We start from the raw sequence: 12,931 nt of genomic DNA on the forward strand, positions 1-12,931 counted from the left end.
CGTGCGTACCCAGAGTGTGGCCGTGATCGGTGGCGGGGTGGCGGGACTGACCGCCGCCTACGTCCTGCAGAAGGCGTGTGACGTCACGCTGTACGAGGCGGACCCCCGGCTGGGGGGTCACGCCCACACCCATGAACTGCCCGCCCACGGCGGGGGAACGGTGCAGGTGGACTCCGGGTTCATCGTCCACAACGAGCGTACCTACCCCCTGCTGCTGCGGCTCTTCCGCGAACTCGGAGTGGCCACCCAGGACTCCGAGATGAGCATGTCGGTGCGGTGCGACGGCTGCGGTCTGGAGTACGCCGGTGCGCGCGGGCCCGCCGGCCTGTTCACCGGCCGGCCCGCCCTGCGCGCCCGCTACCTGCGGCTGCTGGCGGAGGTACCCCTCTTCCACCGCCGGGCGCGCCGCCTGCTGGCCGCGGGCACCGCGGAACCGTGGCACACCCTCCGGGCGTTCCTCGCCGACGGCGGGTTCTCCCCGTACTTCATCACCCACTTCGTCATCCCGCTGGTCGCGGCCGTGTGGTCCTGTCCGGCCGACACCGCGCTGGAGTACCCGGCCGCCCACCTGTTCCGTTTCCTCGACCACCACGGCCTGCTGTCCGTGACCGGATCCCCGCAGTGGAAGACCGTCACCGGCGGCAGCGCCGCCTATGTGCAACGGGTCGCGAAGGAGATCAGCAACGTCCGGACCGCGACCCCGGTCGACCGGGTGGACCGGATACCGGGCGGCGTGCTGGTGGGCACCGAGGACGGGACCACCGACGCGTACGACGCGGTCGTCATCGCCACCCACCCGGACCAGGCACTGCGTCTGCTGGCCGATCCCACCCGGGACGAGCAGCGGATCCTCGGCGCGATCCGGTACGAGGCGAATCCGACCGTCCTGCACACCGACACCGCCCTGCTCCCCCGTTCGCGCAGGGCCCGGGCCTCCTGGAACTACCACCTCGACGACTGCCGTCCGGGCACCCAACGGGTCCGGGTCAGCTACGACATGACACGGCTCCAGCGCCTGCCGGACCGTACCGGATACGTCGTCAGCCTGAACGCGGGCGACCGCATCGACCCGGAGCACGTCCTGGCCCGCATGGACTACGCGCACCCCGTGTACACCCCCGAGTCGGTGGCGGCCCAGCGGGCGCTGCCCCGCCTCAACACACGGGTCACCGCCTTCGCCGGGGCCTACCACGGGTGGGGTTTCCACGAGGACGGCTGCCGCTCGGGCGTGCGGGCCGCGGCCGCGCTGGGCGTCCGGTGGTGAGCCCGGCGGTTCCCCCGGCCGTGGCGCCCGGGGCGGGCCCGGAGGAGGCCCCGCCGGTCCCGACCGCCCCGGCCCTGCCGGCGGTGGCCGTTCCGGCCCTGTACGACTGCGTCGTCTCCCACGCGCGGACGGCCCCGGTCCGGTACTCCTTCCGGCACCTCACGTACATGTGGCTCGTGGACCCGGACGACCTCCCCCGGCTCCCGTGGCCGCTGCGCCCCCTGGCCCGGTTCGACGCCCGGGACCACTTCGCCGGCGCGCCCACGATCCGGGCCGGCCTCGACCGGTACCTCGCGTCCCGGGGCGTGCACCTCGACGGCGGGCGGGTCCTGATGCTGGCCCACGCCCGCGTCCTGGGGTACGTCTTCAACCCGCTGACCCTGTACTGGTGCCACGACCGTGCGGGCGCCCTGGTATGCGTGGTCGCCGAGGTGCACAACACGTACGGGCAGCGCCACTGCCACCTGCTGCGCACCGACGACGCCGGCCGGGCCGAGGCGGCGAAGGAGCTGTACGTCTCGCCGTTCTTCCCCGTCGACGGGCACTACCGGATGCGCCTGCCGGAGCCGCGGGAGCGACTGGAGATCGCCGTCCAGCTCGTGCGCGCCGGGCAGCGGCCCTTCACCGCGACCCTGCACGGCCGGCACCGCCCCGCCACCCCCCTCGCCCTGCTGCGCGCGGTCGCCCGGCGGCCCTGGTCCACGGCCGCCGTCTGGGCCGGGATCCGCCGCCACGCCGTCCGCCTGCTGCTCCGCGGGCTGCCCGTCCAGCCCCGTCCCGACCGTGCACTCCAGGAAGGCATCGCCCCGTGACCCTCTCCCTTCCCCGCACCGCCGACGAACCCGCCCAGCGGTGCTCCGCCGAGACCCCGGCGTGGCCGGACCTGACCCGGCCGCCGACCGCCCCGTGGGGGCACGCGGCCGTGGCCCGGCGCCTGATCCGCCGGGCCGTGACCGCACTGCCCCTGCGCTGCCGCTTCGGTGCCGAACCGCCGAGCGGCAGCGGGCCGTCGCTGACCGTCCACGAGCCGGAGGCCTTCTTCCGCCGGATCGCGGCGTACGGCCTGATCGGCTTCGGCGAGTCCTACATGGCCGGCGAATGGGACAGCGACGACCTGACCGGCCTGCTGACCGTGCTCACCGCGCACGTGGACGAGCTCGTCCCGGCCCCGCTGCGCCGACTGCGCGGGGCGTGGGTGCGGCCCAGGCCGGAGGCGGAGCTGAACTCCCGGGCCGGTGCCCGGCGCAACGTCCGGCGCCACTACGACCTGTCGAACGAGTTGTTCGCGCTCTTCCTCGACGAGACCCTCTCGTACTCCTCCGCCGTCTTCACCTCCTTCCCCGCACGCCACGAGAGCCTGCCGGCCGCCCAGCACCGCAAGATCGACCGGCTGCTGGACCTCGCCTGCGTCGGCCCGGGGAAGTCCGTGCTGGAGATCGGCACCGGCTGGGGCGAACTCGCCCTGCGCGCGGCCGCCCGCGGGGCACGCGTGACCACCGTGACCCTGTCCGCCGAGCAGCGGCACCTCGCCCGCCGCCGTATCGCCGCCGCCGGGCTGGCCGACCGGGTGGACGTGCAGCTGCGGGACTACCGCGACCTGGAGGGCCGGTACGACGCGGTGGTGAGCGTGGAGATGATCGAGGCGGTCGGCAGGGACTTCTGGCCGACGTACTTCGCCGCCCTGCGCGACGCCGTCGCGCCCGGCGGACGCATCGCCCTCCAGTCCATCACCATGGGGCACGAGCAGATGCTGCGCACCGCCCGGACGCACACCTGGATCGCCAAGTACGTCTTCCCCGGCGGTCTCATCCCCTCCCGCGAGGCCATCGAGACGCACGCGGCCGGGGCGGGGCTGCGGATCGTCTCCGACCAGGGGTACGGCGACCATTACGCGCAGACCCTGCGGCTGTGGCGGGAACGCTTCCTGCAGCGGGCCGAGGCCGTGGAGGCGCTCGGCTTCGACGCGACGTTCCGGCGGATGTGGGAGTTCTACCTGGCCTACTCCGAGGCGGGGTTCCGGGCCCGCTACCTCGACGTGCGCCAAATGCTCCTGATCCAGGACGTCTTCGAGGAGGTGCCGCAGTGAACGCGGCCGCTCTGGCGGCCCTCGGGAGCAACCTGGCCGCGGCCGCCGCCACGGCCGCCGCGGTGCTGCTGACCGCCTTCGCGGTCGGGACGGCCCGGCGCCTGCACCGGACCGTCGACATCGCCTGGGGCCTCGCGTTCGCCGCCGTCGCGGCGCTCTCGTACGCCCTGTCGTCCGGGTACGGGGACGAGGGCCGGAGGCTGCTGGTCGCCGCCGCCACCGTCGTCTGGGGCGTGCGGCTGGCCGCGCACATCGCCTGGCGCGGCCGGGGGCACGGCGAGGACCCCCGCTACACGAAGTTCCTGGCCCGGGGGCGGGGCAACCCGCACCTGCGCGCCCTGCTCATGGTCTACCTGCTCCAGGCCGGCCTGGTCTGGCTGGTCTCCCTGCCCGTCCAGACGGCCTCGTACGTCGGCTCCCCCGTCGGCGTCCCGGCCGTGCTCGGCGTGCTCCTGTGGGCGGTGGGCCTGGCCTTCGAGGCCGTCGGCGACTTCCAGCTCGCCCGGTTCCGGGCCGATCCCGCACACCGGGGCGCGGTCATGGACCGGGGCCTGTGGGCGTGGACCCGCCACCCGAACTACTTCGGAGACTTCCTGGTCTGGTGGGGGCTCTACCTGATGGCGTGCGGCACCCGGGAAGCCGCGCTGGTGTGCCTGGTGTCCCCGGCGGTCATGACGCTGCTGCTGACCGTGGGCAGCGGCAAACGCCTGCTGGAGACCCATATGGCGGACCGTCCCGGCTATGCCGCCTATGCGGCCCGTACCAGCGGCTTCCTCCCGCTGCCGCCCCGGGGAGGCCGCGCATGACGAGGCCGACGGGCGCCCTGGTGCTGCGCCGGCTGCCCCGGGAGCCGGCCGCCGCGGTGCTCCTGCTGCACGGAGGCCGTGCGGTGGGGCTCGGCGCGCCGCCCCGGCCGAACCTGCCGGGCCTGCGGATGCGCCCCTTCGCGCGGGCGATCGCGGGCTCGCCGGCGGCGCGGGACGTGCTGGTGGCGGAGGTCCGCTACGTGCACCGCGGCTGGAACGGCGACCGGGCGGATCCCGTCCACGACGTCTGGCAGGCGCTGCGCGAACTGTGCTGCGTGGCCGGGCCGTTGCCCGTGGTGCTGCTCGGTCATTCCATGGGCGGTCGCGCCGCGCTGCGGGCCGCCGCCGACCCACTGGTCCGTGCCGTGGTCGGGCTCGCGCCGTGGTGCCCGCCGGGTGAACCGGTCCTGCATCTCGGGGACACGGCGGTGGTGCTGCTGCACGACGAGGCCGACCGCGTCACTGATGCGGGGGCGTCGTGGGACTACGTACGGCGGGCCCGTGCGCGGGGCGCCCGGGCCGCGGGCATCGCCATGCCCGACGGACGGCACACGATGCTCCGCACGGCACCCACCTGGCACCGGGTCGCCACGCAGACCACGCTGGGCCTCCTCGGCCTGACGGCCCTCCCCGAGCAGCTGTTCACCGGCCGGGTGCCCATGGCGCGGCCCGGGACAAGACCCGTGCCGGTCAGCTGCCCGGGACGGCCGTAACCGTACGGGGGCGTCGGTCCCCGTCCCCGGCCCGGCGCCCCAGGGGTGCGAACGCGAGGAGCAGCAACAGCCCTGCCACCGGCAGCAGATCCAGGCTGACGCCCGTGAGGACGACGCCCGCGACCACCACGGCGGGCCGCCAGGCGGCGATCCGCCGCAGCGCCGCCAACTGGGTCATGAGCAGTAGCAGGCCGACGTAGAACAGGAGCGGGCCGACGGTGTAGACGGCGGGCTCCACGCCCGCGTGGCTCTTGACCTGCCGGAAGAAGTCATTCATCGTCTCGCGGTCCTCGCTCAGGAATCCGACGACGAGGTCGATGACCGCCTGGGCGACGACCGCAGTGATGCCGAGCAGGCCGGTGACCGCCCCGGTGGCGGCGAGTCCCCGGCCGGCCGGTCCCCGGCCGGGCAGCGCCGTCCGCCGCATCGCCAGCACGATGGGGACGAAACACGACACGGCTGCCAGGAAGAAGAGGTGGCCGAGGGACCAGGCGAGTCCGGGGCCGTGTTCCCCATCGGTCAGCCGGACGAGCCCGTAGGCCGTCATACAGAGCGGACCGGCGGTGAACGCCGTCCGCTGCCAGGGTGTTTTCGACATGCCTTGATCTTGTCGGCGCGGGGCCGCCGCCACCCTCGGGGAAGGCCCTGATCCGCCCCTGAGACGCCCCTGAGACGCGGAGGAGAGCCGGCGGCTCTCGATGCCTCGGCCCTTCCGGCCCGGACCTGGACCGGCTCTTGGGCCCGAGCCGGGGGCCCGAGCCCGAGCCGGGGGGCCGAGCCGGGGCCGGAGGCCGGGCCGGGCCCGGCGGAGTGCGGGGGCCCTGTGGACAGGGCCCCCGAGCGGGACTACTCGATCACCAGCTCGACCGGGATGTTGCCACGGGTGGCCTTGGAGTAGGGGCAGACCTCGTGGGCCTGCTTGACCAGCAGCGCGCCCGTCTCGCCGGCGAGGGACTCGGGGAGCTCGACGCGCAGCGTGACGGCCAGGCCGAAGCCCGTGTCGTCCTTGCCGATGGAGGTCTCCGCGGTGACCGACACCTCTCCGGTGTCGACCTTGGCCTGCCGGCCGACCAGGCCGAGCGCGCTGGCGAAGCAGGCCGCGTAGCCCGCCGCGAAGAGCTGCTCGGGGTTGGTGCCCTGACCGTTGCCGCCGAGCGCCGGGGGCATGGCGAGCGCGAGGTCGATCTGGCCGTCGGAGCTGACCGTGCGGCCTTCGCGGCCGTTGGCGGTGGCGACAGCGGTGTACAGCGCGTCCATCGGGGTTCCTCTCGCGGTGGTGACCGTGCCAGCCGGTGATCGGCTGACGTCCACTACTAGAGCACACAATTTAGTTGTGCACAACTAAATGACCCGCAAGCGTTGCCCGGGTACACTGGCGTCCATGAGCGAGCAGCACACCGAAACCCTCCGCGACGAGGACTTCCTCCGCCTGGACGGCCAGATCTGCTTCGCGCTGAACGCCGCGAGCAGGGCATTCAACGGCCTCTACCGCGTCGTCCTGAAGGATCTCGGCCTGACCTACCCCCAGTACCTGGTGATGCTGGTGCTCTGGGAGCACGGCACGACGCCGGTCAAGGAGCTCGGAAACCACCTGCGGCTCGACTCGGGCACGCTGTCGCCCCTGCTCAAGCGACTGGAGGCCGCAGGCCTGGTCCACCGCGAGCGCAGCACGCAGGACGAGCGGTCCGTACGCGTCGCCCCCACCGAGGCCGGTACGGCGCTGCGCGCCCGCGCGGCGGAGGTGCCCCGCAGGATCGCCGCCGCCACCGGTTTCGAGCTCGCCGAGATCCGCGACCTCCAGACCCGCCTGCACCGCCTCACCGCGGCTCTCGACGCCGCCGTCCCCGAGGTGTGACCGGCCCGCCCGCGACGACGGGCGCCGGACCGGGCCGCGGGCACTGCACCTCGGGCCGCCGGGACCGGGCATCCGTTGTCCGGAAGCCCGGATGCGGGGGCGGGCCGTGGACGACAATGGACGGATGAACGTTCCGGCGCCCGCCCTGGACCGGCTGAGGGAACAACTCGGCCGCAGTCTGTTCGCGCGCGTCGCCGGGCCCTCAGGTCCGCAGAACCGCGCCCGCATCCACGACACCCCCGGCCCCCGCTGGTTCGGCCCCGACCGCCCGATCCGCACCGTCCACGGCGACGCCTCGATGTTCATCGGCGGGATCACCGCCCTGCTGCTGCAGTCCCTGCATCCGCAGGCCATGGCCGCCGTCGCGGCGCACTCCGGCTACCGCGGGGACCCGTGGGGGCGGCTCCAGCGCACCAGCACCTTCCTCGCCGTGACGACGTACGGCACCGCGGACGACGCCGAGGAGGCCGTAGCCCAGGTGCGCGCCGCCCACGAACGGGTGCGCGGAACGACCCCCGACGGACAGCCGTACCGGGCCGGCGACCCGCACCTGCTGGGCTGGGTGCACGTCGCCGAGGTCCACTCCTTCCTGCGGGCCCACCAGAGGTTCGGCGCCCACCCCCTCGACGGCGCCGGCTGCGACGGGTACCTCGCCGACGCCGCCCGGGTGGCCCTCGCCCTCGGCGTCACCGACCCGCCGCGCGACCGGGCCGCACTCGCCGCCCGGCTGGCGGCCTACCGGCCGGAACTGCGCGCCACCCGTGAGGCGCGCGAGGCCGCCCGCTTCATCCTGCGCCGCCCTCCCCTGCCGCCGGCCGCCCGCGGCCCGTACGCCGTCCTGGCGGCGAACGCCGTCGGAGTGCTGCCGCCCTGGGCCCGCGATCTGCTCGGTCTCCCGTACGCGCCCCTCCTGGACGTGGCCTGCGTCCGGCCGGCGGGCCACGCCCTGACCGGCGGCATCCGCTGGGCCATGCGCCCACCCCGGGCGGCGCACGCTCCCGGCCGGGTCTAGGTTCGCCGCATGGTGCACGTACTGGGCAGCCGGACGCTGCTGACCCCCACGGACCCGGAGCGCTCGCGCGCCTTCTACGGCGGCACGCTGGGGCTCGCCGTGTACCGGGAGTTCGGCACCGGGCCGGACCGGGGAACGGTCTACTTCCTGGGCGGCGGCTTCCTGGAGGTCTCGGGGCGCGCCACCCGACCGCCCGCGCCGGGGCTGCGGTTGTGGCTCCAGGTCGCCGACGTGCAGGCGGCGTACGAGGAGCTGCGGGCGCGGGACGCGGAAGTGCTGCGGCCGCCCCTGCGGGAGCCCTGGGGGCTGATCGAGATGTGGATCGCCGACCCGGACGGTGTGCGCATCGCCCTCGTGCAGGTCCCGGAAGACCATCCGCTGCGCTTCCGCCCCTAGGCCCTGTCGTCAAACTCCCGTCGTCGCCCGCAGACGGCAGTTTGACGACAGGGCCCAGGGCCGCGTCCGTACTCCGGATCGCGGCCCGGCGCGTCCACCCATCGGGGGGACATCCGGCACCCTCCGTGGACGCGGCGTCAACCGCCACCGGCCGCGCGGCCGGTGGCGGAACGGGTCCGGCGCAAGCGCATAGCACACACGGGTATGCCGTGGGGGCCTTTTGTAAAGATCAACTCAGTGTGCTGGATTGATCACCGACAGTGCCCCCGGATGCACGGAAGGACACCCCATGCGCACGGTTCGCGAATCAGTCCTGGACGTTCTACGAACACGTGGCATCACCACGGTCTTCGGCAACCCCGGCTCGACCGAGCTGCCGATGCTCAAGCGGTTCCCCGACGACTTCCGGTACGTCCTCGGCCTCCAGGAAGCCGTCGTCGTCGGCATGGCCGACGGGTTCGCCCTCGCCTCCGGAACCACCTCCCTCGTCAACCTGCACACCGGACCCGGCACCGGCAACGCCATGGGCGCCATCCTCAACGCCCGCGCGAACCGCACGCCGATGGTCGTGACCGCCGGCCAGCAGGTGCGGGCCATGCTCACCATGGAGGCACTGCTCTCCAACCCGCAGGCCACACTGCTCCCCCAGCCCGCCGTCAAGTGGGCGTACGAGCCGCCGCGTCCCGCGGACGTCCCGGCCGCGCTGGCCCGCGCCGTGCAGATCGCCGAAACCCCGCCCCACGGGCCGGTGTTCCTCTCCCTGCCCATGGACGACTTCGACGCCGAGCTGACCGAGGCCCAGGACCTGGCCGGCCGGACGGCCGCCGCCCGCCGGATCACGCACGCCGCCGCGCCGGACTCCGGCACGGTCGCCGCGCTCGCCGACCGGATCTCCGGCGCCCGCTCCGCCGTCCTCGTCGTCGGCGACGACGTCGACGCCTCCGGCGCCTGGGACGCGGTCCTCGCGCTCGCGGAACGCACCGGACTGCCCGTCTGGGCCGCGCCCGTCTCGGCCCGCGTCTCCTTCCCCCGCAACCACCCGCAGTTCCGCGGCGAGCTGACCCCGGCGATCGGGCCGCTCGGCGGACAGCTCGCGGGGCACGACCTGGTCGTCGTCATCGGCGCGCCGGTGTTCCGCTACTACCCCTACATCCCCGGGGCCCACCTGCCCGAGGGCACCGAGCTCGTCCTCCTCACCCGCGACGCCGAGGAGGCCGCGAAGGCCCCGGTCGGGGACGCCGTCGTCGCGGACCTGGCGCTGACCGTACGGGCCCTCGCGGACCGGCTCCCGGCCGGCGGCGCCGGCGCCGCCGCGCCCCATGAGCAGGTGCGGTTCCCCGAGGCGGCCGAGGGCGTCATGCCCCCGCTCGCCGCTCTGACGGCCATCGCCCAGGGCGCGCCGCACAACACCCTCTGGGTCAACGAATCACCCTCCAACGTCCCGCAGTTCCACGAAGCCACCCGGATCAGCACCCCGGGCTCCTACCTCTTCTCCGCGGGCGGCGGGCTGGGCTTCGGGGCGGCCGCGGCCGTCGGCGCGCAGCTCGGCGCGCCCGACCGGCCCGTGGTCTGCGTCATCGGCGACGGCTCCATCCACTACGCCGTGCAGGCGCTGTGGACCGCGGCCGCCTACCGGGTGCCCGTCACCTTCGTCGTCCTCAGCAACGCCAAGTACGCGATCCTCCAGTGGTTCGCGCAGCTCGAACACGCGCAGGGCGCGCCGGGCCTCGACATCCCCGGGCTGGACATCACGGCCGTCGCCGAGGGCTACGGCGTGCGCACGCACCGGGCCCACGGCGCGGGCGAACTCACCAAGCTCGTACGGGACTCCGCGTCCCGGCAGGACGGCCCGGTGCTCATCGACGTGCCCGTCACCACCGAGCTCCCCTCCCTCTGAAACCCGGCCGCAGGCCCCCCGCCACCCTGACCGGAAGGCCCCTCATGTCGCCCGACACGCCCCTGCTGTCCCGTCTGCGCACCCTCCTCACCGACCACGCCGACGTGCTGCACACCGACCCCGAGACCCTCGCCGCGCACGCCCGCGACGCCGCCCCGTTCTCCGAGGCCGGCACGCCGGCCGTGGTCGCCCTCCCGCGCACCGCCGAGCAGGTCCGGCACATCATGCGCACCGCGTACGAGCTCGGCGTCCCCGTCGTCCCGCAGGGCGCCCGCACCGGGCTGGCGGGCGCCGCGAACGCCATCGACGGCTGCGTGGTCCTCAGCACCGCCCGGATGGACCGGATCCTTGAGATCGACCCCGCCAACCGGCTCGTGCGCTGCGAGCCGGGGGTCGTGACCAAGCGGCTGAACGACGCCGTCGCCGAGCACGGCCTGTCCTACCCGCCCGATCCCGCCTCCTGGGAGCACTGCACGATCGGCGGCAACATCGCCACCGGCGCCGGCGGCATTTGCTGCGTCAAGTACGGGGTGACCGCCGACTACGTGCGGGGCCTGGACCTCGTCCTCGCCGACGGCCGCCGGATGCGGACCGGGCGGGACACGGCGAAGGGCGTCGCCGGGTACGACCTGACCCGGCTGCTCGTCGGCTCCGAGGGCACCCTGGCCGTCATCGTCGGCGCCACGCTCGGGCTGTGCCCCGTACGGCCGCCCGCGCTGGCGATGCTGGCCCAGTTCCCGACGCTGACGGCGGCCGGGGACGCCGTCGCCGCGATCACCGCGGCCGGCCACGTCCCGTCCGCCCTCGAACTCCTCGACCGGGCGACGTCGCAGGCCGTCGCGGACCACGGGCACCCGATGCTGGCGCCCGGCGCCGCGGCCACGCTCATCATCGAGAGCGACACCGCCGACCCCGGCCGCGACCTCGCGGCGATGGCCCTGCTGTGCAAGGGGGCCGGGGCCGGGAACCTGGTCACCGCCTCCGGTGCCGAGGAGTCCCGCCAGGTGATCGAGGCCCGGAGGATGGTCACCCCCGCCCTGGGCGCGTTCGCCGCGACGCTCGGCGGCAGGCCGACCGCCTTCATCGAGGACGTGGCCGTACCGCGCTCCGAACTGGCCAAGTTCATGGGCACCATCGAGGAGATCGCCGTACGCAACCGGCTGCGGATCTTCACGCTCGGCCACGCGGGGGACGGCAACCTGCACCCCACCGTCGTCTTCGACGAATCGGACGCGGACGAGTTCCGGCGGGCGCAGACCGCGTACGACGACATCATGGCCGCGGGTCTCGCGCTCGGCGGCACCAGCACCGGCGAGCACGGGATCGGCACGCTCAAGCGCGAGTGGCTGACCCGTGAGCTCGACCCGGTCAGCCTGGAACTCCAGCGGGGGCTCAAGCGCCTCTTCGACCCGAAGAACCTGCTCAACCCCGGGAAGGTCGTGGAGGCGTGAGCGAGGCCACGGCCGGCTCCGCCGCCACCACCGGGACCGCCGGCGGGGACACCTCCGGGACCCCGGCCGAAGCCGCGGGCACGGAGGCCGCCGCCCCCGTCCTCGCCGTACCGCGGCCCGCCCGGGCCGGGCGCGCCGAGACCGTCCGCTTCGCCGCCACCCACACGCTGCCGGCGTTCGTCCGCGGGGCCTTCCACCTGAGGCCGCGGGTCGTGGCGGCGTACGCGGCCCTCGGCCAGCAGGGCTGGTCGGCCGCGACCCTGCGGGCCATGCGCGCCCGGCACGGCGGGGCGCCCGTCGAGGTGCGCGGCCTGTCCGGGCCGCTGCTGGTCCTGCTGGACCACTCCGACGTGCGGCGGTTCTACGAACTGCCGGTGCGCACCCTGGCCATGGACGCGCCCGACAAGTACAAGGGGCTCTCGCTGCTGGAGCCCACTGGCGTGATCTGCTCGCACGGCGACACCCGGGAGGAGCGCCGGCGCGTCAACGACGAGGTGCTCGCGGCCGACCGGCCCGTGCACCCCTCCTGCGCCGAGTTCCGGTCGGTGATCGCGCAGGAGGCGCCCGCCCTGGTCCGGGGCTCCGAGCTGGACTTCCCGCTGTTGCGCCGTACGGTGGCCCGGATCGGGCGCCGCATGGTCCTCGGCGACGCGGCCGCGGGGGACGAGGAACTCGCCCGGTGGCTGCTCGCGATCCGCGAGGAGGCCAACTGGATGCGGATGCGCAAGGGCCGGGCGGCGGCCGCCGAGGCGCTCTACCGCAAGGCCGCCGCCCGTGTCGAGGAGTACGCCGCCCGGGCGGAGCCGTACACCCTGACCGCGCTCGCCCGCAGCCACCCGGCCGCCTCGGGGCCGGACGCCGCGGCGCTGGACGCGGTGGGCCAGGCCCACCACTGGCTGCTCGCCCTCGACACGGTCGGCCCGACCGTGGCCCGTACGCTGCTGCTACTCGCCGCGCACCCGGCCGAGCAGGAGGCCCTGCGGGACGAAGTGGACGGCGGGGGCGCGGAACTGCCCCGGCTGCGGGCCTGCGTACAGGAGACGCTGCGGCTGTTCCCGATCGTGCCGGACCTCGTACGGGTCACCCGCGCCGAGACGCAGTGGCGCGGGGTGCACTATCCGCCCGGGACGGCGGTCCTGGTGCCCGCGCTGTTCCACCAGCGGGATCCGGAACACGTCCCGGCGGCCCACCAGTTCGTGCCCGGCCGGTGGCTGCGGCCCGGGGCGGCGCAGGACATCCGGATGGCGCCGTTCAGCCACGGCGGCGGGCGCTGCCCCGGCGAGCACCTGGGCGTGCTGACGACCGCCGAGCTGGTCGCGGCGGTGCTGAGGGGCCACCGGGTCACCGGCGGCCGGCCCGCCGTGGACCCGTGCCTTCCGCTGCCCGGCATCCTCTCCTCGGCCGGTGTCCGGCTCACCCTCGACCGGCGCTGAGCACGTGCCACGGGTCCC

Annotated in this window: 13 protein-coding genes; 11 read left to right on the top strand and 2 right to left on the bottom strand. The window is 74.7% G+C overall.

All coding sequences use genetic code 11. From position 1 onward, the window contains the following. The first annotated feature begins 1 nt into the window (after position 1). The 5 genes from ACIPK4_RS23270 to ACIPK4_RS23290 all read left to right on the top strand — a co-directional run bounded on the left by ACIPK4_RS23270 (position 2) and on the right by ACIPK4_RS23290 (position 4,869). A complete protein-coding gene (locus tag ACIPK4_RS23270) occupies positions 2–1,264 on the top strand; it encodes an NAD(P)/FAD-dependent oxidoreductase (protein WP_402315516.1) in 1,263 nt (420 codons plus the stop codon). An 83-nt stretch (positions 1,265–1,347) separates the two neighbouring features. After that, the gene (locus ACIPK4_RS23275) at positions 1,348–2,076 is read left to right on the top strand and encodes a DUF1365 domain-containing protein (protein WP_054220908.1); all 729 of its coding nucleotides are present in this window, start codon (positions 1,348–1,350) and stop codon (positions 2,074–2,076) included. Continuing rightward, entirely contained in the window at positions 2,073–3,350 is a 1,278-nt protein-coding gene (locus tag ACIPK4_RS23280; RefSeq protein WP_402315518.1) for a class I SAM-dependent methyltransferase, read from the top strand. Before ACIPK4_RS23275 ends, ACIPK4_RS23280 begins: the two co-directional genes overlap by 4 nt. Then, entirely contained in the window at positions 3,347–4,156 is an 810-nt protein-coding gene (locus ACIPK4_RS23285) for a DUF1295 domain-containing protein (RefSeq protein WP_402315521.1), read from the top strand. Before ACIPK4_RS23280 ends, ACIPK4_RS23285 begins: the two co-directional genes overlap by 4 nt. After that, entirely contained in the window at positions 4,153–4,869 is a 717-nt protein-coding gene (locus ACIPK4_RS23290; protein WP_402315523.1) for an alpha/beta hydrolase, read from the top strand. Before ACIPK4_RS23285 ends, ACIPK4_RS23290 begins: the two co-directional genes overlap by 4 nt. On the opposite strand, the gene ACIPK4_RS23295 is transcribed toward ACIPK4_RS23290, so the two are convergent. Then, positions 4,847–5,467, bottom strand: a complete 621-nt coding sequence (locus ACIPK4_RS23295; protein ID WP_402315526.1) for a hypothetical protein — start codon at positions 5,465–5,467, stop codon at positions 4,847–4,849. The genes ACIPK4_RS23290 and ACIPK4_RS23295 overlap by 23 nt on opposite strands. Positions 5,468–5,715: 248 nt before the next feature. Further along, a complete protein-coding gene (locus ACIPK4_RS23300) occupies positions 5,716–6,126 on the bottom strand; it encodes an organic hydroperoxide resistance protein (protein WP_030293642.1) in 411 nt (136 codons plus the stop codon). A 124-nt stretch (positions 6,127–6,250) separates the two neighbouring features. On the opposite strand from ACIPK4_RS23300, the gene ACIPK4_RS23305 reads away from it, so the two are divergent. From ACIPK4_RS23305 to ACIPK4_RS23330, 6 genes are all read left to right on the top strand, one after another. Beyond that, positions 6,251–6,724: a MarR family winged helix-turn-helix transcriptional regulator gene (locus ACIPK4_RS23305; protein WP_402315529.1), complete on the top strand. Its 474-nt coding sequence runs from the start codon at positions 6,251–6,253 to the stop codon at positions 6,722–6,724. Between the two features lie 124 nt (positions 6,725–6,848). After that, positions 6,849–7,736 carry an oxygenase MpaB family protein gene (locus tag ACIPK4_RS23310; protein WP_402315532.1) on the top strand — a complete coding sequence of 296 codons (888 nt, stop codon included), beginning with the start codon at positions 6,849–6,851 and terminating at the stop codon, positions 7,734–7,736. 9 nt (positions 7,737–7,745) lie between these two features. Further along, positions 7,746–8,132 (top strand): VOC family protein, encoded by a 387-nt coding sequence (locus ACIPK4_RS23315; RefSeq protein WP_402315535.1) that lies wholly within the window; start codon positions 7,746–7,748, stop codon positions 8,130–8,132. A 289-nt stretch (positions 8,133–8,421) separates the two neighbouring features. Next, positions 8,422–10,029: a benzoylformate decarboxylase gene (gene mdlC / locus ACIPK4_RS23320; protein ID WP_402315537.1), complete on the top strand. Its 1,608-nt coding sequence runs from the start codon at positions 8,422–8,424 to the stop codon at positions 10,027–10,029. Between the two features lie 44 nt (positions 10,030–10,073). After that, positions 10,074–11,480 (top strand): FAD-binding oxidoreductase, encoded by a 1,407-nt coding sequence (locus ACIPK4_RS23325; protein ID WP_402315540.1) that lies wholly within the window; start codon positions 10,074–10,076, stop codon positions 11,478–11,480. After that, positions 11,477–12,913: a cytochrome P450 gene (locus tag ACIPK4_RS23330; protein ID WP_402315542.1), complete on the top strand. Its 1,437-nt coding sequence runs from the start codon at positions 11,477–11,479 to the stop codon at positions 12,911–12,913. Before ACIPK4_RS23325 ends, ACIPK4_RS23330 begins: the two co-directional genes overlap by 4 nt. Positions 12,914–12,931: the final 18 nt, after the last annotated feature.

This window comes from Streptomyces sp. NPDC086989 (assembly GCF_044745505.1).
In the GTDB taxonomy this organism is placed as follows: Bacteria; Actinomycetota; Actinomycetes; order Streptomycetales; family Streptomycetaceae; genus Streptomyces.

What these genes read in the sequence shown, in the direction of transcription:
- ACIPK4_RS23300 (WP_030293642.1), bottom strand. Translation starts at nt 6,126, where the DNA reads ATGGACGCGCTGTACACCGCTGTCGCCACCGCCAACGGCCGCGAAGGC.
- ACIPK4_RS23325 (WP_402315540.1), top strand. Translation starts at nt 10,074, where the DNA reads ATGTCGCCCGACACGCCCCTGCTGTCCCGTCTGCGCACCCTCCTCACC.
- ACIPK4_RS23310 (WP_402315532.1), top strand. Translation starts at nt 6,849, where the DNA reads ATGAACGTTCCGGCGCCCGCCCTGGACCGGCTGAGGGAACAACTCGGC.
- ACIPK4_RS23295 (WP_402315526.1), bottom strand. Translation starts at nt 5,467, where the DNA reads ATGTCGAAAACACCCTGGCAGCGGACGGCGTTCACCGCCGGTCCGCTC.
- mdlC (WP_402315537.1), top strand. Translation starts at nt 8,422, where the DNA reads ATGCGCACGGTTCGCGAATCAGTCCTGGACGTTCTACGAACACGTGGC.
- ACIPK4_RS23290 (WP_402315523.1), top strand. Translation starts at nt 4,153, where the DNA reads ATGACGAGGCCGACGGGCGCCCTGGTGCTGCGCCGGCTGCCCCGGGAG.
- ACIPK4_RS23305 (WP_402315529.1), top strand. Translation starts at nt 6,251, where the DNA reads ATGAGCGAGCAGCACACCGAAACCCTCCGCGACGAGGACTTCCTCCGC.
- ACIPK4_RS23315 (WP_402315535.1), top strand. Translation starts at nt 7,746, where the DNA reads ATGGTGCACGTACTGGGCAGCCGGACGCTGCTGACCCCCACGGACCCG.